An 18,635-nucleotide genomic window follows, 5' to 3' on the forward strand; every position below is an offset into this window, starting at 1 on the left:
ACATCTCCTTCGGAACGCAACCACTCTACTGCGGCAGGTACTGCTGTGCCAATGCCGTAAACGCACTCACCTGCGATTGCTGCCATGCTTCGTCGTGGCCCAGTTCCGCAGCCATCAACTGTGCAACGCGCGGCGCCATTGCAATGGCAGCCTTCGCGTTCAGCAGCAACGCACGCGTTCTGCGCGACAGCACATCTTCCACCGTAACGGCCATCTCCTCGCGTGCCGCCCAGACGACTTCTGCGGCAAGATAGGGAAGCGCTGGATTTAGTTGCTGTGCGAGTTCGGGTGACGAAGCAGCCAGCGCGCGAATCTTCGCTGCATCACTGCCGTACACCAGCAGATGGCCCAAGTCGGTCGCATCGCTCCACCCATGCACATGCAGATCGGCTGTTGTGCATGCCACGTCTGGCAGATGCCCAAGTGTTGCCGCATGGTTCACGGTGTCCTCGGCCATGTGACGATACGTCGTCCACTTGCCGCCAACGATGGTGAGCAATCCACTGCCATCAATGTGAATCGTATGATCGCGCGACAACGCACTCGTCTTTGATCCATCACTTCCAGCCGCTTTTACCAGAGGACGAATGCCAACGTAGATAGCCAGAATGTCATCGCGTGTGGGCTTGCGCGACAGATATTCCCCTGCCGTCTCCAGCACAAACTCAATCTCTTCTTCCAGCGGCTTCGGCTCATAGCTGGGAGCCTCAATCGGGGTATCGGTTGTGCCGACAACTGTGTGCTCATGCCAAGGAATTGCGAACAGCACGCGACCATCGCTGGTACGCGGCACCATGATTGCCGTATCCGCACGCAGAAAGCTCTTCTCAAACACCAGGTGAATGCCCTGTGAAGGCGACACCATCGTCTGCACATCGGGCTCGGCCATGCGCCGCACTTCGTCCGTGAAGATGCCGGTTGCATTCACTACAACCTTTGCTTGAACGTTAAAACGTTCACCACTGACGCTGTCTTCCAGCGTTACACCCTGTAGAAATCCATCTTCACCGCGCAACAGACCCACCGCGCCGCAGTAGTTCAAAACGGTCGCGCCATGATCGGCCGCGGTCATCACCAAGTGCGTCAGTAATCGCGTGTCATCGAACTGTCCATCGTGATACACCACGCCACCTCGCAGACCCTCCTGCGAGATCGTTGGCAGACGCTCCAACGTCTCTTCACGTGAAAGAATCTTCGACTTGCCAAACGAATACTTCGTCGCCAGCAGATCATAGATCTTCATGCCAATGCCGTAAAACGGGGCTTCCCACCACTCATAATTCGGCACAACGAATGGCAGATCATGAACAAGGTGGGGAGCATTTTGCCGCAGTAATCCGCGCTCTTTCAACGCTTCCATCACCAGCGAGATATTGCCCTGCTCCAGATAACGCACGCCACCATGAACCAGCTTGGTCGAACGGCTTGACGTGCCTTTACCAAAATCTTCACGCTCAACGAGCAGCGTCTTGTATCCACGAACGGCAGCATCCACCGCCACACCCACACCCGTAGCGCCGCCACCGATGATGACAACATCCCACTCGGCATCGCCGTGTGCCTTCACGGCGTCAAGCATTGCTGTACGATTCATCCGTTCCATCCCTTCGCGCGTTCCACGGCTTCTTTCCAGCGCGCGTATAACGCATCGTAATCCCGCTGCGGTGTGAAGAGAGTGCCTTCGCCCTGCACGCGTTGAATCTCGTCGGTGCTGTTCCAGAAGCCAACGGCAAGTCCCGCAAGAAACGCCGCGCCAAGCGCCGTCGTTTCCAAACATGCCGGACGATGCACCGGCACACCCAGCAAATCCGCCTGAAACTGCATCAACGTGTCGTTTGCAGTGGCGCCGCCATCCACGCGCAATTCGCGCAACGGAACGCCTGTGTCTGCATTCATCGCGCGCATCAGGTCCGTCGTCTGCAACGCAATGCTCTCCAGCGCCGCGCGAGCAATGTGCCCCTTTGTTGTTCCGCGCCCAATGCCAATGATGGTCCCGCTGGCATACGGATCCCAGTGCGGTGCGCCAAGCCCTGTAAACGCGGGCACAAACAACACGCCACCGCTATCCGGCACGCTCTGCGCAAGCTGTTCCACTTCGCTGCTCGATGCAATGATGCCAAGCCCGTCGCGCAGCCACTGCACTACCGCGCCGCCAATAAACACTGAGCCTTCCAGCGCATACTCCGGCCTGCGATTCGTGGAGCAGGCAAGCGTCGTCAGCAGACGGTTCTGGCTCTCACGAAATTCGGTGCCAATGTGCTGCAGCAGAAAGCATCCGGTGCCATAGGTGTTCTTCGCGTCACCAGGCTTCGTGCACATCTGTCCAAACAATGCCGATTGCTGATCACCAGCAATACCCGCTATCTCTGTGCCCTCAAGGCCCAGAGTAGTGCTCACAGGGCCAAGCTTTTCGCTGGACCAGACCACATCTGGCATCATGCTGCGCGGCACACGCAACATCCGCAGCATTTCGTCATCCCACTTGTCTTCAACAATGTTGTAGAGCAGCGTGCGCGACGCATTCGTGCGATCGGTGATGTGCTTCTTGCCACTGGTCAGGTTCCAAACCAGCCAGCTATCCACGGTGCCAAACGCCAGCTCACCGCGCTCTGCCTTCTCTCGCGCACCGGCAACGTTGTCCAGAATCCACGAGACTTTCGTGCCGCTGAAGTAAGGGTCCAGCCGCAATCCTGTACGACGACGAACGTCTTCTTCCACGCCTTCATTGCGAAGCTGCTCGCACATCGCTGCGGTGCGCCGATCCTGCCACACGATGGTGTTATAAACAGGCTTGCCCGTCGCGCGATCCCACACAATCGTGGTCTCACGTTGATTCGTAATGCCCAGCGACGCCACATCGCGCGGGCGCACACCGGCACGTCCCAGCACTTCCACGGCGGCGGTTAACTGGCTGGTGAGAATCTCAAACGGATCATGCTCCACCCAACCCGCTTTGCCTTCAGGGAAAATCTGTGTGAACTCATGCTGCGCCGTGCCCGCAATCGCACCGGTATGGTCCACCAGAATTGCGCGCGAACTCGTCGTCCCCTGGTCCAGCGCCAGAACATACATTGCCATAAACCGCCTCACAACGCGCCACGAAAGCCTCAGCAGCGCAACGGAGCCACCATATCACCGCGCGGTTACGGATTCCACCCGCGCTAAAGCCTTGGAAACAGCGGTGACATCACGAATACGCGTACACTTTTCATAAGGGGTTTCGCTGATGGTCTTCGTTCTGGACAACTACGATTCGTTCACCTACAACCTGGTGCAGTACATGGGCGAGCTGGGTGCGGAGATGGTCATCCGCCGGAACGACGAGCTGACGCCCGAAGAGATTGAAGCGCTGAATCCGGACCACATTCTCATCTCGCCCGGCCCCTGCACGCCGCAGGAAGCAGGCGTCTCCATCGACCTGATCAAGCACTACGCAAGCAAGGGTAAGCGCACGCCGATTCTGGGCGTCTGCCTTGGTCATCAGGCACTGGGTGCAGCCTTTGGTGGCAACGTGGTCCGCGCAGCGCGCCTGATGCACGGCAAGACCAGCCAGGTACATCACGATGGACGTACGCTCTTTGAAGGCATCGATCAGGACATGACCTGCACACGCTACCACTCGTTGGTGGTTAGCCCGGAAGGTCTGCCGAAAGAGCTGGAAGTCTCTGCGCGCACGCAGGACCCCGAGGGTGAAGTCATCATGGCGCTGCGCCATCGCGAACTGCCCATTGAGGGCGTGCAGTTCCACCCGGAGAGCGTCCTCACGCAAAACGGCAAACGCCTGATTGAAAACTTCTTGAAGATGTAACCGTATGCGCCGTTCCTTCGTTTTCTCTGCAGCTCTCGTGTGTGCGATTCATGGAAATGCGCAGCAACCGCTGGGCTCCGTGAAAACGCAGGGCAACGAAGTCAGCGGCCTGGTTCGCGTAAGCAACGGCAACGCCGTCATTGGCAACAGCGCTGCTGTAGCTGCTGGTGTGCAGCCTGCTGAAGTCACTCTGAGCCGCGGCGGATCGGTGAGGATCTGCTCAGGATCAGCGGCGCATCTGGCGCAGACAACGATCGCCGTGGCGAAACCGCCGATGATCATGGCAGTCGATCGTGGCGCGGTCGAAATTAGAACTTCAGCGGAAAAGACCGACAGCATCCTCACGCCAGATCTGCGATTCGAACTTTCCGACGCTGCGCCACTCGACTTGCGAATCCGCATCGTGCCCAACGGCGACACGTGCGTGGACAACGCGGGCAAGAACGCCCCAATCCTGCATGTGACAGAGACATTCGGCGACGGCACATACTTCGTCCGCCCCGGTCAGCGCGTGTTGTTTGAGCACGGCAGTCTGCGCGAAGTCGTGGACCACGAAAGCTCGTCCTGCGGCTGCCCGCGTCCTGACGATCTTGTGCTGGCAGGCAAGGGCAAGATGGGCGATGGCAAAGTCACCGACGAGGCGAAGGCGCACCCATTCCCTGAAGCCGTAAGCCAGGGCCTGCAGCAGCCCGAACCTCCGCAACCCGCGCCCGTTGGTGAAACACACACGCGCGTCAACAGCACGCTCGCTTACAACGGCGTCACGAACACCGTGACCGGGCCTCCGGGTGAGAGCACAACGGCAACCGAAGCTGCTATGCCTGTTGTTCCTGCCACCACAGCTCCGAATGCTGCGACAACTGCGCCAGTGCCACCGTCAGCGCCCGCGACGAATGTGCATGTGGCATCCACGAAGCCGCCAGAGCAAGGTCCGAACCCCTTCCGAGCCATCGGACACTTCTTCCGCAAGCTATTCGGCGTTCACGACTAAAAGAAGCCTTAGCGCTGGGCTACAGCGATGCGTTCAATCCCTTGTAGATCGCTCACCCAGTGCACCTGCTGCCAGCCGCTCAGCAGTTCATCTGAGATCTCGCTACGGCCTGCCGTCTCCAGCAGCAGCCATCCGCCGGGCGACAGTGCATCCTTCGCCTGCTGAATCAACCGGCGCAGAACATCATGACCATCCTCACCACCGAACAACGCCAGATGCGGTTCATACTCGCGCACCTGCGCATGCAGCGTGTCTTTCTCAGCAAGAGGAACATACGGCGGGTTCGACACGATCAGGTCGAACGTCTCGCCTGTAACCGCTGCCAGCAAGTCCGACTGCAGAATCCGCGTGCGGCTCAGTGTGTCCAGTCGAGCTGCATTATCCTGCGCCACTGCCAGCGCATCCGGCGAGATATCCAGAGCAGCCACCAGGCTCTGCGGAAATTCCAGCGCTAGCGTCACAGCCAGAATGCCGCTGCCCGTGCCCACATCCGCAATCTTCAGCGGAGCCTTACGATCCGGGAATAGACGCAGAACTTCTTCAACAATGTGTTCGGTCTCAGGCCGAGGAATCAGCACATCAGGAGACACGGCAAACTCACGCCCAAAGAACTCCTGCGAACCGCGCAGATGCTGAATCGGCATGGCATGGCGACGTTGTGCCAGCATGCCCTGAAACGATCCGGCTTCCTCTTCCTTCAGCGGACGATCCGGCTGCGCCATCATCTGCACCCTCGTCAGCCCTGTCGCGATCTCGAGGATCTGCTGCGCATCGCGCGCGGCGTTCTCGCGTAGGTCATCGCGCATGGACAGGCGCATGGTGCCGAAGCGCAACGCGTCAGCCACTGTGCAGCCTTTAATCTTCAACGGTTCGTGCGGCTGCAACTCCTGCGCCATTAAGCAGCAACCTCGGCTTCCGCCTTCAGGCGTTCGCTGGTGTCATGCGCAATCAACGCATCAACAATGGGTTGTAGCTTGCCTTCCATCACGTACTCAAGCTGGTGCAGCGTCAGTCCAATGCGGTGATCCGTCAGGCGGTTCTGCGGGAAGTTGTAGGTACGAATCTTCTCGCTGCGATCGCCGCTGCCCACCTGCGATTTACGCGCGCTGGCCTGCGCCTGGTGCTGCTTTTCCATCTCCACTTCGTACAGGCGCGCACGCAAAACACGCATCGCCTTTTCGCGGTTCTTGATCTGCGACTTTTCGTCCTGGCAGCTCACAACCGTGTTCGTGGGCAGATGCGTAATGCGGATAGCGGAATACGTAGTGTTTACGCTCTGTCCGCCAGGGCCGGAGGAGCAGAACGTATCAATGCGAAGATCCTTTTGCTCAACCTTCACGTCCACTTCTTCCGCTTCAGGAAGAACCGCAACGGTAATGGCAGAAGTATGGACGCGACCCTGTGTTTCGGTTGCAGGCACACGCTGCACACGGTGCACACCGCTCTCATACTTCAGCGACGAGTACACGCGGTCGCCTTCAATCAGTGCTGTAACGTCTTTCAAACCACCTACGGTCGATTCCGTTTCAGACAGTACCTGCACCTTCCAGCGATGCAGTTCCGCATAGCGCAAATACATCCGGAAGACCTCTGAGGCGAACAGCGACGCTTCATCGCCGCCCGTGGCTGCGCGAATTTCCAGTACGACGTTCTTTTCGTCGTTCGGGTCCTTGGGCAGCAACATGATCTTGAGTTCTTCTTCAATTTCGGGCAGGCGCGCTTGCAGGCCGGTGAGCTCTTCCTGGGCCATCGCTTTCATGTCGGCGTCGTCTTCCGTCAGCATCAGCTTCGCTTCGGCAATACCGTCACGCACACGCTTGTAGTCGCGAAAGCGATCAATGACCGGCTCCATATCGCGGTGCTGCTTGGCGGTCTTCTGAAAACGCTGCTGATCGGTCACCAACGAGGGGTCTGCGAGCTCTTTTTCAAGCTCCTTAAAGCGTTCTTCGAGCTGTTCCAGCCGGTCAAACATGGCAATCTTCTCCTCCTGCGCGCACGCAGGGCACATCATGATGGGAATTGGGAAAGGGTCGCGAGAAAACGCGAAAAGCCGCGGCGAACGCAGCTAGGCAAAGCCAAGGCGTGCCGCGGCATGTCGGGAAGCATGTACCGGATTGAACTGGGCGCGCAGCATCACTTATTTGATGATAGCGCGACGACCGCGATGCACCGGCAGAATCAGCGCAGGAAAGCTAGATGGCGCGCAGCACACGCGCCGGCAGGAAGATGATGGCGGAGACCAGCTCCAGCGCACCCTCCACGGCAATACCCACCAGCCGGAACGGCAGCAGGAACAGCCAGACAATGGGATACAGCACGATCGCGAGCAGAGCCAGCGGCCAGCACATAACGAAAAGAAGACAGAACAGCAGCAGCTTCAACATGGGTTCATCCCCCTTGCATCACATACGCCATGCGCAGGAAAAGGTTCCATCGAACGCTTACTTTGCGTCGTTGTACTCTTCCAGCCAGGCCATCTGGATAGCTTCCAGAATGCCTTCGTTCGACTTCGCCGGGTCGCCGTTGAAGCCAGGCAGTTCGGTGATCAACTTGTGCATGTCCGTGAAGCGGACCGAAAGCGGTTCGATCTCCGGATGCTTCTCCTGCAACTGGATGCCGATCTCCTCGGCATCTTCCCAACCAAACTCAAAGGGCATTGCGATTAGTCCTTCTGCGCCGTAATGGCGGCGGGCTTGCCTTCCTGCACGTAGTTGCGATTCCACGCGGGAATCTCCACCACGTAAGTTCCGGGCTGGGTAATGACGGCCTGGCATCCCAGACGCGAATTTGTCTGCGGTCCTGCTGCCAGGTCCACGCGATCCAGCTCGTCATCTTCCGGATCGCTCAGCCCCGCGTCGCCCTGCTTCACATACAGGTGGCAGGTGGTGCAGGCGCATACGCCGCCGCACGCGTGATCCAGGAAAATACCATAGTTTTCTGCAACATCCAGAAAGCTCATCGGCTGGCCGTGGCCGTCGTAAGGCAGCGTGCCGAAGGGAAATTCCACCGTCTTGTTCTCTGGAAGGAACGTCACGCGGACAATGCCCTCGGCGGGCGGCTTGGAAAGGTCAACTTCGGGCAGTTCTACGTGATGTTCTGACATGATGTTCGCTCTGATGTTCATTCTATCGAACGTGCATGTCTGCGCAGCGCAATCTCCATCACGACAGTGTTGATACTGAAGCCAATCCAGAAGGCGGGGCCAAAGAATTGGTGCGGCGTCCACCCGGTAAGCCGTGCCGTGGCGAAGAAAACGCCCATCACGGGGCGCGTCGTCGCGATGCCCAGCACAATGGCTGTGGCCCGTAGCGTCCACCGCCGATCCGCGATCGCATCCCCTATGCGCCACGCCCGGAAACTCTGTGCCAGTGAAAACAGAAACAGCAGGTTGAAAACGACGACCGCTGCACCTTCAATGATCCCACCCGCGGGATTCGCGGACATGCCGAAAGCGGTAAGCCCCACCATCAACCCCAGCAGGTAATACAGCGCTCGCACCGGCTGCCACAGTCGCGTCCGGTTCCAATAGACCAGCGGCAGAATGCAGACAAACACCAGCGCCACGCCGATGTGCGCATAGGTTAGCGTCGCATGAGAACGGAAAAACGCATCTAGCCGTTGCAGATCAGGGGGCTCCGCGGCAGACGGAGCCTGCCAAAGGGCCAGCAGACGTCGCATCACGGCAGCAATCGCCACCACGATGCATAACCAGAATCCAACCCGAAGACCGGTGGATACCGGTGTCAGCGTCAGTCTGTTTGGATCGGAATGGAGTGTCACCCGTAGCATGGAAACCCTGGCTAACTAACGCAGAGTTGCTTCAGGAGGTTCCGTAGCAGAGGGCTGGACTACTTAAAAACATGTTCATAGAATCCACGATGCCCCGGAAGTTGCACCGCCGTGACGTGCCTGTCCGGAGCCGTGGCCGCGTCTGCGATGTATCCTGCGAAGACGCAAATGCCCCGTTGCGGAGGTTTTGATCGTGCATAACCTGATGGTTGCCATCGGCTTCATCCTGCTTATCCTCATCCCATGCCTTGTGGCCGTCTTCAGCTCCTCCAAGGAAGGCCGCTCCGGCAACACAGGCGAGCACGAAATCCCGAAGGAGCCCACCCGCGCTCGCGGTCACAGCCCCTCCCGTATTCGTGAAGCTGCCGCTGCGATGAATGCGCGCAAAGAAGCGAAGCTCGCAGCGGAACAGGCTGCCGCACGTGGCGAACGTCCGTCGCGCATCCGCGAGGCTGCTGCCGCTGCATTCACCCGGCCTGAGGCCAACGGCGCGGAAGAACGTCCATCGCGCATTCGCAATGTTGCGGCAGCACTGCGGTCACGTCCACCCAAGGACGTTCCCATGGCATCCGGCGATCCAGGCTCGGTAAAGCCCAGCATTCGCGAGCTGCGCGCCAAGCACGCCCCAAAGCCACCGCGTACTTAGTCTTCTTTTTCCTTCTTCGAATCGTCGATCTGCGCCGGCGCAAACGGGTGCGGAGCAGCCGGCCCATCGCCAATGTTCTCGCCTGCGGCTTCCATCGTCTTGCCGGTCATGGCCTGCTGCAGCGTGGTGTCCATCATCAGTTCTGCAAAGCGACGCGTCGCTCTGTCCAGCCGATCAATGGCAGCACGGATGTCCTTGTAATCCTTCTTCTGGATGGTCTCGTCCAGGTTTGCCTGCGCTGCGTCCACTTCAACGATCTCTTCGTGTGTGAGCTGCTGCCACGCGGCATGTTTACGACCCTTAGCCACAGCCTCGCGAATCGTATTCGCCTCGTTCGTGGCCTCAATCAACTGCCGCTGCTCCAGGTCCTCTTCGGCGTGATCGAACGACGCCAGAATCATCTCTTCCACCTGATCGTCTGACAGGCCGTAGGTCGGCTTCACTTCAATTTCGGCAGCCTTGCCGCTGCGCTGTTCCTTCGCGCTCACCTGCAAAATGCCGTTCGCGTCGATTAGGAACTTCACCTCAATGCGCGGCAGCCCCGCGGTCATCGGAGGAATCCCCTTCAGATCAAACCGCGCCAGCGAGCGGCAATCCTTAGCCAGTTCGCGTTCGCCCTGCACCACGTGGATAGCAACATTCGTCTGCCCATCCACGCCCGTGGTGAAGTGCTCCGTGGCGCTCGCAGGGATGGTGCTGTTGCGTTGAATGATCTTCGCCACAACGCCGCCCAAGGCTTCAATACCCAGCGAAAGCGGCGTCACATCCAGCAGCAGAAGCTCACTGGTGGCCGCAGAGCCGCCAGCCAGAATATCCGCCTGCACCGCCGCACCCATCGCAACAACTTCATCCGGATTCAATTCAGTGTGGGCTGTCTTGCCCCGAGCCGAAAGCTGGAAGACCTCATCCACCAGCGCACGCACCGCAGGAATGCGCGTCGATCCACCAACAAGGACAACTTCGTCAATCTGCGCAGGCTCCATGCCCGCATCCTTCAGCGCCTGCCGTGACGGCGCCGCGGTACGCGCAATCACCGGCTGGATCAGGCCTTCAAACTGTTCGCGCGTAATCTCGCGCTGATACTTCTTGCCGCCACTCAGCGCAATGTCGAACTTCGCGGAATCAACCGCCGACAGCGCAATCTTCACATCAATCACGGCCTTGCGAACGTTCTGTACCACTTCCGGTGTGGGCGCAATGCCAAGCTCGTGTTGAATCTCATCCAGCGCAATGCGCAACAGCAGATTGTCAATGTCGTCGCCGCCCAGATGCGTATCGCCGTTCGTGGAGATGACCTCAAAGATGCCGTCATGCAGCTTCAGAATCGACACATCAAACGTGCCGCCGCCAAAGTCATACACGGCCACGGTGCCTTCCTTCGCGCGATCCAGACCGTATGCCAGCGCGGCCGCGGTCGGCTCGTTGACGAGGCGCAGAACATCCAGTCCCGCAATGCGGCCAGCATCCTTCGTTGCCTGGCGCTGCGCATCGTTGAAGTAGGCGGGAACTGTGATCACAGCCTTGGTGATTGCCGTGCCGAAGTATCGCTCTGCGTTCTTTTTCAACTGCTCCAGCACCAGCGCGGAAATCTGCGGCGGTGTCAGCACGCGGTCGCCCACGTGCAGCTTAAGCACCTCATCTGCCTTCTGGTCATCGGCAAGGCGGAAGGGGAACAGCGACAACTCATCGCGCACATCATCAATGCCGCGGCCCATCAGTCGCTTCGCGCTGTAGACGGCATTGCCAGGCGACGAAAGCAGCGTGCCGCGCGCGCCGTTGCCAACGGTCACAGAGCCGTTTTCGATGGCCACCACCGAAGGCACCAGTTTTGACCCGTCTTCGCCGGGAATGACAACCGGAACGCCATTCTCAAGAAAGGCGACAAGTGAGTTGGTGGTGCCAAGATCGATGCCGACGACGCGTGTCTGTTCTGCCATACCGTTCCTATTCCAGATGCGCTTGCATGCAGCAAAGACGCACAAAAGCCCGACTCTTCATTGTCGCATTGCGCGCGATTTTCAAGGAAATCAGACGGTCGCAGAGCGGCGACGCGACATTTATCCCACGGAATACGTCTGAAATACATGCGCCGCTTCGTCTTCCTCGTCTTGCTTGCAGTCACGCCTGTGCTTTCGGCGCAGACGGCACGCATCGAGGCGATTGCGCCCACCGCTCCAGCCGCCGTCGCAAATCGCAAGAATCACGCAACGGTAACAGTCAACGCGACAAAGGGCTGGATCGATACGGGTATCCCGTTGCTGGCGGGCGACACGCTGACCCTGAAGGCAGACGGCACACTCACACTTGCGAACGGGCAAACCATCACGCCCGACGGCAAGGAGCACTTCTGGCGCGATCTTCTGCGACAGTATCCTCTGCCCACCGCGCAGACCGGCGCATTGATCGGCCGCATCGGCGATAACGAAGCCGCATGGCCCTTCAGTATTGGCGCAGGTGAAACCATCCCGGTCCGCTCCAACGGCAACCTGTTCCTGGCGGCAAATCTCAGCGGCGATCTCACCGCCACCGGCAGTTACAAAGTCTCCATCACTCTCGTTCCAGCGACGCCGGGCACTGCAACGTCGGCTGCTTTAAGTCTGTCGCAACTCCTGCAGCCTGCCATCTTTGACACCTTCCCGCGTCGCGATGACGATGGTCAGGGCAACGCAGGCGACGCCGTGAACTTCGCGCTCATCGGCTCAGAGCAGCAGGTGCAGGATGCCTTCCTCCACAGCGGTTGGTTCGCCGTGGACGCAGACCGCAACACCGCCATCCTTCACGGCCTGCTCGCCACGCTGTCCAAAGAGCCCTATCGCGAAGTCCCCATGAGCACGCTGTATCTCTTCGGCCGTCCGCAGGACATGAGCTTCGCGCGCGGCGACACGTTGCGCGTAGCCGCGGAGCGTCACCACCTGCGCATCTGGAAAACCACGCAAACGGTCAACGGACAACCGCTCTGGATCGGTTCCGCAACCTACGACAACGGCTTCGCCCGCGACAGTCGCAATGGCCAGGTGACCCACAGCATCGCGCCTGCTATCGACACCGAACGCGATTTTCTACGAGACAGCATTACCTCTACAGGGGCAGTCGCCGCCGCTGCTTATGTCACACCATCCCACCCGATACGCGAGGCAACGACCGCAACGGGAGCAAGTTTTCATTCTGACGGCCGCATACTCGTCATGCTGTTGCAGTAAGATGACCAGCGCATTGGAGGTCTTCCCCATGAGCACCGTGAACGTCATTTCCGCCATCCGCTATCGCGATTGCAACCGCATGATCGAGTGGCTAAAGCAGGCATTCGATTTCACGGAACACGCCGTCTATCGCGGTGACGATGGCGTGGTGCAACATGCCGAACTCACTCTCGGCAACGGCATGATCATGTTGGGAACGGTCGGTGCAAATCCCGCGACGGCAGGCTGGTATGTGCAGCCCGACGAAACAGGAAATCGCGTGACCTCGTCGGTCTACCTCATCGTGAAGGATTGCGCCGCCGCATGGGAAAGGGCGAATGCCGCCGGCACCGCAGTGCTGATGCCTCTTGAAACAAAGGACTACGGCGGCAGCGGCTTCAGCGTGCGCGATCCCGAAGGTCAGATCTGGAGCGTGGGCGACTACGATCCCTGGGCTTCGACGAAGAGCTAATCTTAGGTCGTTTGCGGCTCGCAGTTGTAACAAATGAAGCGGTCGCGTCCACCTTCTTTTGCGCGATAGAGTGCCGCATCGGCGTTATCCACCAGGTCGTCGGACGACCAACCGTCGGTCCATACAGCGATGCCCATACTGATCGTGACGGGGTCTTTCTCCCATTCGAAGGCGTGCATCGCTTTGCGAATGCGTTCTCCCAAAACCATGGCTCCCCGGGCGTCCGTGTCTGGCATCAGAATGGTGAATTCTTCTCCGCCAAACCGGCATGCCACTTCATCCGCGCGCTTGGTGCGATTCAGAATCGTCGCCACGTGGCGCAGCACGTCATCGCCGCAGGGATGACCAAATTGATCATTGATGCGCTTGAAGTGATCCACGTCCAGCATCATCAGTGCGAGCGGCTTTTTGCTGCGTTGCGCTGCGATCACAGCCGTCTCCAGGCGCGAATCGAAAGCCCGGCGATTCCATAATCCTGTCAGCGCATCGGTAAGCGCCAGCGAACTCAGTTTACGATTGGCCTCTTCCAGCTCTTCCTGTACCTGGTGCAAATGGCGCTCGCGCTCCCGTTGTTCCGTCAGATCGACAGAGCAGCAGGCGAGCACAGGATTGCCATTGGAGTCCTGGCAGGGAGCCTTCGTCGTTCTCCAGTAACTGTGCCTGCCGTCTGCTTCTTTCAAATCCAGGAACGTTTCCTGCGGCTCTCCCGATAGGAATACCTCCCGGTCTTCTTGAAGAATGCGCGCAGCTGTCTCTTCGTCCCACAAGTCACGGCTGGTCTTGCCCAGCCATGCAGCTTCGTTAATGGCAAAGCGATTGGCCAGTTTGCGGTTATAAAAACGAAGCCTGCCGTCCTCGTCTTTCAAATAGATTTCAGCAGGAACGTTATTCAGGATGGTCACAAACATTTCGCGCGCGCGTTCACGTTCTGACATCATGTCGGCCATGGACCGCGCACGTTCGCGCAACTGAATACGATTGCTAAGTTGCCGCCCCAAAATCTGCAACGCACGAAGCTGTTGTTCTGACAACACGGAAGGTGCAGTATCCATCACGCACAGCGCGCCAACAGCAGTGCCGTCAAGCGTGGTGAGAGGTGTACCGGCATAGAACCGAATCCCGCCACCCACAGGCCCGCGGAAGCGTTCATCTTCCACGGTGTCTTCCACCACAAGAAGCTGATTACTCTGCACCGTGTACTGGCAGATGGATTCGCGCACATGCATTGTGCGGGCTCCTTGAAATCCCATGCGCGCCTTGATGAGTTGTGTCTCCTCATCCAGCAGCGTCATCGCACTCAGCGATTTGCCACACAGCGCCGCAGCAAGTTCAACCAGTTCGTCGAACTCCTGTTCGTCTACCTCCTCCATCAGCCCAAGCTGACGGAGAATTTCGCCGCGCTTGCGGGCCGCTTGCAGCGGAGTCATGTCGGTTTGGGGGATCGGCAACTCGGGTCTACCTCCGGAAACGATGGGAGACGAAAGCCCTCTCCATCGCACACAATATCAATAATCTTTCACGACCACCCCGCGTCCCGTCGAGTCCTTTTGAAGTCGTGTCATACATCGGCGGTGATCATGTGGAAAAAGGATGAGCCAGTCTTCGGGAAGGGCACGCGAATAGAACCGCTTGCGCTCTTCAATTGTCCGCAGAGGATCCAGGTCAAACCCCATCACCCATCCCACATCAAGGTGCGCACTGGTGGGGATCAGATCGCTCACAAAACACGCGTGTTCGCCGCCGCTCTCAATATGAACAGCCATGCACTGTTGCGTGTGTCCGGGATAACACTCAAGTGTTATCCCGGGCATCACCTCAGCATATGTGCCGTCCACCAGCCGCATCTGACCGCTGGCAACCATCGGTTCGTAATTGTCAGACACATAGCTGATCCGATCGCGTTCCCATTGCCGCCGCCCGTGTTCCACTTCGCCACGATGTGCAATGTATTGTGCGTTCGAAAAATAAGGCAACACATTGCCATTTGCATCCAGCACACTGTTCCATCCGCAGTGGTCCCAATGCAGATGCGAATTGATCACAATGTCGATGTCGTCCGGTGAAAGTCCCGCGGCATTCAGTGAAGAGGGAAGCCGCTCCTGTATCGCGTAAATCTCTTTCAACTTGGGCGCGATCTTGTTACCAAAGCCGGTTTCGATCAGCACATTCTTGAAGCCGATTTTCACCACCACGCAGTTCAGCCCAAGCATCACGCGGTTCTTCTCATCTGCTTGAACCTTGCGCGACCACAGCGTCTTCGGCACCACGCCAAACATGGCTCCGCCATCGAAAAGGCAGGTGCCATCGGTACACACCACAATCTCGGCATCGCCCACGCGAGCGCGTCCACGGATCAGCTCATCATCGTCTGTTGCAAGAAACTCAATCGCCATCAGAAACAGCCTACCGCCTCGGCGAAATTTGCGTAGAACCGAACCTCTCGCATTCGGGCAATGTTTGTTGCAATGCAAAGAAGCCCTCGCTTGTTTCTGCAAGGGCTCTTTTGAATTGCTGGTAGGGCGGTCAAAAAATTCTGAAGTCGACAACGATGCTGATGTCGGCTGCGACTGCCTCGCCAGCCTGCATGGCCGGTTTGAAACGATACTGGCGTACGCTTACGAGCGCGTTCTCATCAAAGTCCGCGCCACCAGAGCGAGCAATGTGAACGTTCTGGGGCATGCCCTGCATGTCCACGGTAAGTTTGACCAGGCAGACATGATCGCCGAGATCGCCACGGCTGCGTGCAGATTGCGGATACTCGGGATCGACCTGATGAATGAGAACGGGTTTGGTGAGTTTGCTCTTGGGCTGTGCTGTCGATGAAGGCAAGGGCGTTTCCACCGGAGCGGGCGACGGCGCTGGGATCGCCACAGGGTCAGCGCTCTTTGATGCTGTGGGCAGCAGCCTCATGCCATTCAGCGCCAGCGCGCTGGCCGTGACGGTGACACCCAGAAACGCGACGGTTGCGAGTGCGTAACGAACGGGCTTGCGTGTGTTTAGCATTTCCTTCTCCAGTCGATTGAGGCGGTCTTCCAGTGAGTGCGAATCAAAGATGCCGATGGCTGCCGTACGCGGAGCCGGGTTCCCATGCGCAATCCACATGGCCAGATGCACCAGCGCACTGCGATAGGCAACAGCGCTGCCCAGTTGCGCAGAAGCCGCAGCATCACATGCCATCTCTCGCGACGATGAGAGCTGGCGGCGGACCAGCAACGTGAAGGGATGGAAAAAGATAGCGACCGCAGCCAACTGCAACAGGATGTTGCGGCGGTAATCACCACGCTGCATGTGTGCACATTCATGGGCCAGCGCGGCCTGTTGCTCCTGATCAGGAACAGCAGTGAAAAACTGCGTGGGCAGAAGAAGAATGTGGCACCCTGAACGCGAAACGGTTACGGGGCTTTGGATAGCATCTGTTTCAAGCACGCGAGTTCGTGTGAGGCTGTACGATGTAACGCACCGATGCCATAGCTGCTGTTCTGCAGCCTGCAGCGAATACGGCGTGGCTGCATTCACCATGCGGCGCGTGCGCTGTACTCCCACCAGCAAACGCGTCATGCCGTAGATCACGGTAAGCAGCCAGAAGATAACGATGCCCTGCATCACGGGCAAAGGCATCCACAGCGGGATGTTCCAGCCACGCGCTGGCCCGCTCGTCTGCAAGGTGCTGCTATGAACATGAACATCCGTAATGGCGACTGCCACGGATTGCCCATGCATACCGGGGGCGGGAAGCGCAGGTACAACAACACACAGAAGCAACACCGCCACCCAGACGCGATGTTCTGCTGCGGGGCCGTTGCGCCGTATGATGCGCGCCATCAGGCAGCCTGCAAGATAGAGCAGCGGTACCTGCCAAAGTGCGGATACAACGTACGAAGCAAGCGATGCGGTCAGGTTCATCATTTATCCCCGTCCTTGTCTGCGACTGCTCGCGCAAGTTTCGCGATGCGCTTTGCGTCCACCTCGCGGGCTGTAATGAGACTCATAACCAGGTCTTCTGACGAGCCTCCAAACATGCGATCCGCAAGCTCTCGCACAGCCTGTTTCAGAATCGATTCCTTCGTAATCGCGGGCAGATAGACAAACGCGCGGCCATCCAGCTTGCGCGACACCTTGCCTTTCTTTTCAAGCGTATTCAGCACGGTTTGCACTGTGGTGTACGCAAGCTCTACGCCATCTTCCAAAAGCGCGTCCTGCACCTGTTGCACGCTGCTGCTTTTTTTCTTTTGTCTCCAGAGAACATCCATGAACTGCAGTTCCATCTGGGTAAGCGAAGAAGATCCTTTTCGTCTGCCGATCATAGGTCGTCTCCTATTTACATAGGAGTGTGACGGTCTTCCGATCAAGTTGTCAACTATAAAAATAGGAGGTGTTTGTCCTGCAGCGCGAAAGCTATACGGCTATTGCAGCCCATGCGACTTCAGAAACAGCGCCGTACTCTTCCAGTACGAACCACCATCATGCGATACCGCCACGCTGCGCGGCCTATCCAGCGCAAACACCTGGTCATCCACAACGCGCCATGCCGCCCGCAATTCCCATCGATTGTCCAGGGTGCGTCCCACCGTCAGGAAGTAATCGCCGCCTTCCACAAGTGGCTGTTGTGTTGGCGTCAGAGCAGCCATCACAACGGAGCTGTCCTTCCACAGCAATCCTCCGCGCTGCGTAACATCAATGGTCCGTTCGCGCGGCTGCAAGCCTTGATACACCTTGTCCACTGCAGCCACTGAGTTCGTCACAACACCAAGGCCACCCGTCGTCAGATGGGCATCGCTTCGCAGAATGTGTGCCCGCACAAAACTCTCATCCATTGCGGAAGGAGTAAATGGCGGTATATCAATCTCTGGACCAGACAGCTTCCGAATGTCCCCCTGCCCCACGTTGTAGTGAACTTCTAGTGATGCAGCCCACCCTCGGATGCCCTCACGCGAGGCATCCGCAATGGCAGCGCCCGTTGCGTTATATGCCTGAACCGTTGCTATGCCGTAAGGCAAACGTGCCATCAGCGCATCGGAGTTGGCCACATTCCCGTCAATCGAAGCGCACGTATGGTCCTGCGGTGAACAAGCGCTTCTTAACAGCAACACTGCCGACGGCGGATCGCTCGGACCGCCGACAATGGTCTGGCCAAAGAAAACCAGATTCTCACCGGGGCCGGGATATCGCACGCCAGTTTGCCGCACAGTGGCCCCGTTGTTGTCATCGAAATAGACCGTACCGCCCGCCAAGGCAAAGCGCAGTGTCGAACCTTGTGACGGAGGGGGCGGAGCCGCAGGAAGCACGTCACGGTGGCGGACTGAAGATCGATTGGACCCCGTGGGCGAATTTGGAAATCCAGCAGGCGCTTTCAGAATCACTGTGGGCAGCACGGTAAGTATGGTCACCATGCTGTTCTTGTCCGGTGCCAGGTATGCATCGGTACGCAGCACCACACCCTCAGCAATCACGTCAGTGGATGCATTGGTGTGCAGGGTGCCGGCAATCGGCCGATCCACCACGCCAACGGAGCGGTTGCGCATATCCAGAGAGTTCTGCCCGCTGAATGTCCTCAAAGCAATCTGTAGATCGCGATCGAGGTTGTGCCGGTCGCCTCGTAACTCGGGAATCACCGACTTGGAGGCAGAGCCCAGAACGTGGTCCTGCGCCAGCGCAACGAACGGCATCACCAACGCGATCACGAAGATGTGAAAACGCTTCACGGTGGCAGCAGTGTATCTCTCGAAACCACTTCTGCCACCGTGAGTTTT

At 58.4% G+C, this 18,635-nt stretch carries 19 protein-coding genes; 5 read left to right on the plus strand and 14 right to left on the minus strand.

All coding sequences use genetic code 11. From position 1 onward, the window contains the following. Positions 1-25: 25 nt before the first annotated feature. Entirely contained in the window at positions 26-1,594 is a 1,569-nt protein-coding gene (locus tag M504_RS12505; RefSeq protein WP_047494760.1) for a glycerol-3-phosphate dehydrogenase/oxidase, read from the minus strand. Continuing rightward, a complete protein-coding gene (glpK, locus tag M504_RS12510; RefSeq protein WP_047491843.1) occupies positions 1,591-3,078 on the minus strand; it encodes a glycerol kinase GlpK in 1,488 nt (495 codons plus the stop codon). Before glpK ends, M504_RS12505 begins: the two co-directional genes overlap by 4 nt. Positions 3,079-3,226: 148 nt before the next feature. On the opposite strand from glpK, the gene M504_RS12515 reads away from it, so the two are divergent. Both M504_RS12515 and M504_RS12520 read left to right on the plus strand, forming a co-directional pair. Continuing rightward, positions 3,227-3,808 carry an aminodeoxychorismate/anthranilate synthase component II gene (locus M504_RS12515; protein ID WP_047491846.1) on the plus strand — a complete coding sequence of 194 codons (582 nt, stop codon included), beginning with the start codon at positions 3,227-3,229 and terminating at the stop codon, positions 3,806-3,808. A 4-nt stretch (positions 3,809-3,812) separates the two neighbouring features. Beyond that, positions 3,813-4,799, plus strand: a complete 987-nt coding sequence (locus M504_RS12520) for a hypothetical protein (RefSeq protein WP_052200683.1) — start codon at positions 3,813-3,815, stop codon at positions 4,797-4,799. Between the two features lie 8 nt (positions 4,800-4,807). Here M504_RS12520 and prmC read toward each other — a convergent pair whose 3' ends face one another. From prmC to M504_RS12550, 6 genes are all read right to left on the minus strand, one after another. Further along, the gene (prmC, locus tag M504_RS12525; RefSeq protein ID WP_052200684.1) at positions 4,808-5,695 is read right to left on the minus strand and encodes a peptide chain release factor N(5)-glutamine methyltransferase; all 888 of its coding nucleotides are present in this window, start codon (positions 5,693-5,695) and stop codon (positions 4,808-4,810) included. Continuing rightward, positions 5,695-6,771, minus strand: coding sequence for a peptide chain release factor 1 (gene prfA / locus M504_RS12530; protein ID WP_047491849.1), 1,077 nt, complete (start codon positions 6,769-6,771; stop codon positions 5,695-5,697). The genes prmC and prfA overlap by 1 nt, the downstream gene beginning before the upstream one ends. Positions 6,772-6,991: 220 nt before the next feature. Beyond that, complete coding sequence (locus tag M504_RS12535; RefSeq protein WP_047491853.1) at positions 6,992-7,183, minus strand: hypothetical protein; 192 nt, start codon at positions 7,181-7,183, stop codon at positions 6,992-6,994. A gap of 57 nt (positions 7,184-7,240) precedes the next feature. After that, positions 7,241-7,456, minus strand: a complete 216-nt coding sequence (iscX, locus tag M504_RS12540; protein ID WP_047491858.1) for a Fe-S cluster assembly protein IscX — start codon at positions 7,454-7,456, stop codon at positions 7,241-7,243. A 5-nt stretch (positions 7,457-7,461) separates the two neighbouring features. After that, on the minus strand, positions 7,462-7,902 hold the full coding sequence (locus tag M504_RS12545; RefSeq protein ID WP_047494770.1) for a 2Fe-2S iron-sulfur cluster-binding protein: 441 nt from the start codon (positions 7,900-7,902) through the stop codon (positions 7,462-7,464). Positions 7,903-7,919: 17 nt separating this feature from the next. Beyond that, a complete protein-coding gene (locus M504_RS12550; protein ID WP_156993728.1) occupies positions 7,920-8,588 on the minus strand; it encodes a DUF2306 domain-containing protein in 669 nt (222 codons plus the stop codon). 193 nt (positions 8,589-8,781) lie between these two features. Between M504_RS12550 and M504_RS12555 the strand changes: the two genes are divergently transcribed. Then, positions 8,782-9,234 carry a hypothetical protein gene (locus tag M504_RS12555; RefSeq protein ID WP_156993730.1) on the plus strand — a complete coding sequence of 151 codons (453 nt, stop codon included), beginning with the start codon at positions 8,782-8,784 and terminating at the stop codon, positions 9,232-9,234. Here M504_RS12555 and hscA read toward each other — a convergent pair. Then, the gene (gene hscA / locus M504_RS12560; protein WP_047491864.1) at positions 9,231-11,171 is read right to left on the minus strand and encodes a Fe-S protein assembly chaperone HscA; all 1,941 of its coding nucleotides are present in this window, start codon (positions 11,169-11,171) and stop codon (positions 9,231-9,233) included. The genes M504_RS12555 and hscA overlap by 4 nt on opposite strands. Before the next feature lie 147 nt (positions 11,172-11,318). Here hscA and M504_RS21345 point away from each other — a divergent pair, with 147 nt between their 5' ends. Further along, complete coding sequence (locus M504_RS21345; protein ID WP_052200685.1) at positions 11,319-12,434, plus strand: LssY C-terminal domain-containing protein; 1,116 nt, start codon at positions 11,319-11,321, stop codon at positions 12,432-12,434. Positions 12,435-12,462: 28 nt separating this feature from the next. Further along, complete coding sequence (locus M504_RS12570; protein WP_047494781.1) at positions 12,463-12,885, plus strand: VOC family protein; 423 nt, start codon at positions 12,463-12,465, stop codon at positions 12,883-12,885. Between the two features lie 2 nt (positions 12,886-12,887). On the opposite strand, the gene M504_RS21350 is transcribed toward M504_RS12570, so the two are convergent. From M504_RS21350 to M504_RS12595, 5 genes are all read right to left on the minus strand, one after another. Then, positions 12,888-14,333, minus strand: a complete 1,446-nt coding sequence (locus M504_RS21350) for a diguanylate cyclase (protein WP_156993732.1) — start codon at positions 14,331-14,333, stop codon at positions 12,888-12,890. A 57-nt stretch (positions 14,334-14,390) separates the two neighbouring features. Next, positions 14,391-15,278 (minus strand): MBL fold metallo-hydrolase, encoded by an 888-nt coding sequence (locus M504_RS12580; protein WP_047491867.1) that lies wholly within the window; start codon positions 15,276-15,278, stop codon positions 14,391-14,393. A 130-nt stretch (positions 15,279-15,408) separates the two neighbouring features. Beyond that, entirely contained in the window at positions 15,409-16,791 is a 1,383-nt protein-coding gene (locus M504_RS12585; RefSeq protein ID WP_047491870.1) for a M56 family metallopeptidase, read from the minus strand. After that, entirely contained in the window at positions 16,788-17,189 is a 402-nt protein-coding gene (locus tag M504_RS12590; protein WP_047491873.1) for a BlaI/MecI/CopY family transcriptional regulator, read from the minus strand. Before M504_RS12590 ends, M504_RS12585 begins: the two co-directional genes overlap by 4 nt. 99 nt (positions 17,190-17,288) lie before the next feature. Next, positions 17,289-18,587: a hypothetical protein gene (locus tag M504_RS12595; protein WP_047491876.1), complete on the minus strand. Its 1,299-nt coding sequence runs from the start codon at positions 18,585-18,587 to the stop codon at positions 17,289-17,291. Positions 18,588-18,635 lie beyond the last annotated feature (48 nt).

The sequence above is a fragment of the Terriglobus sp. TAA 43 genome, from assembly GCF_000800015.1.
Lineage (GTDB): Bacteria > Acidobacteriota > Terriglobia > Terriglobales > Acidobacteriaceae > Terriglobus.

Bases quoted from the DNA above. Each gene is read 5' to 3' on its own strand.
- M504_RS21345 (WP_052200685.1), top strand. From the start codon at position 11,319: ATGCGCCGCTTCGTCTTCCTCGTCTTGCTTGCAGTCACGCCTGTGCTT.
- M504_RS12505 (WP_047494760.1), bottom strand. From the start codon at position 1,594: ATGAATCGTACAGCAATGCTTGACGCCGTGAAGGCACACGGCGATGCC.
- M504_RS12580 (WP_047491867.1), bottom strand. From the start codon at position 15,278: ATGGCGATTGAGTTTCTTGCAACAGACGATGATGAGCTGATCCGTGGA.
- iscX (WP_047491858.1), bottom strand. From the start codon at position 7,456: ATGCCCTTTGAGTTTGGTTGGGAAGATGCCGAGGAGATCGGCATCCAG.
- M504_RS12570 (WP_047494781.1), top strand. From the start codon at position 12,463: ATGAGCACCGTGAACGTCATTTCCGCCATCCGCTATCGCGATTGCAAC.
- M504_RS12590 (WP_047491873.1), bottom strand. From the start codon at position 17,189: ATGATCGGCAGACGAAAAGGATCTTCTTCGCTTACCCAGATGGAACTG.
- prfA (WP_047491849.1), bottom strand. From the start codon at position 6,771: ATGTTTGACCGGCTGGAACAGCTCGAAGAACGCTTTAAGGAGCTTGAA.
- hscA (WP_047491864.1), bottom strand. From the start codon at position 11,171: ATGGCAGAACAGACACGCGTCGTCGGCATCGATCTTGGCACCACCAAC.
- M504_RS12520 (WP_052200683.1), top strand. From the start codon at position 3,813: ATGCGCCGTTCCTTCGTTTTCTCTGCAGCTCTCGTGTGTGCGATTCAT.
- M504_RS12515 (WP_047491846.1), top strand. From the start codon at position 3,227: ATGGTCTTCGTTCTGGACAACTACGATTCGTTCACCTACAACCTGGTG.
- M504_RS12545 (WP_047494770.1), bottom strand. From the start codon at position 7,902: ATGTCAGAACATCACGTAGAACTGCCCGAAGTTGACCTTTCCAAGCCG.
- prmC (WP_052200684.1), bottom strand. From the start codon at position 5,695: ATGGCGCAGGAGTTGCAGCCGCACGAACCGTTGAAGATTAAAGGCTGC.
- M504_RS12585 (WP_047491870.1), bottom strand. From the start codon at position 16,791: ATGATGAACCTGACCGCATCGCTTGCTTCGTACGTTGTATCCGCACTT.
- M504_RS12535 (WP_047491853.1), bottom strand. From the start codon at position 7,183: ATGTTGAAGCTGCTGCTGTTCTGTCTTCTTTTCGTTATGTGCTGGCCG.
- M504_RS12550 (WP_156993728.1), bottom strand. From the start codon at position 8,588: ATGCTACGGGTGACACTCCATTCCGATCCAAACAGACTGACGCTGACA.
- glpK (WP_047491843.1), bottom strand. From the start codon at position 3,078: ATGGCAATGTATGTTCTGGCGCTGGACCAGGGGACGACGAGTTCGCGC.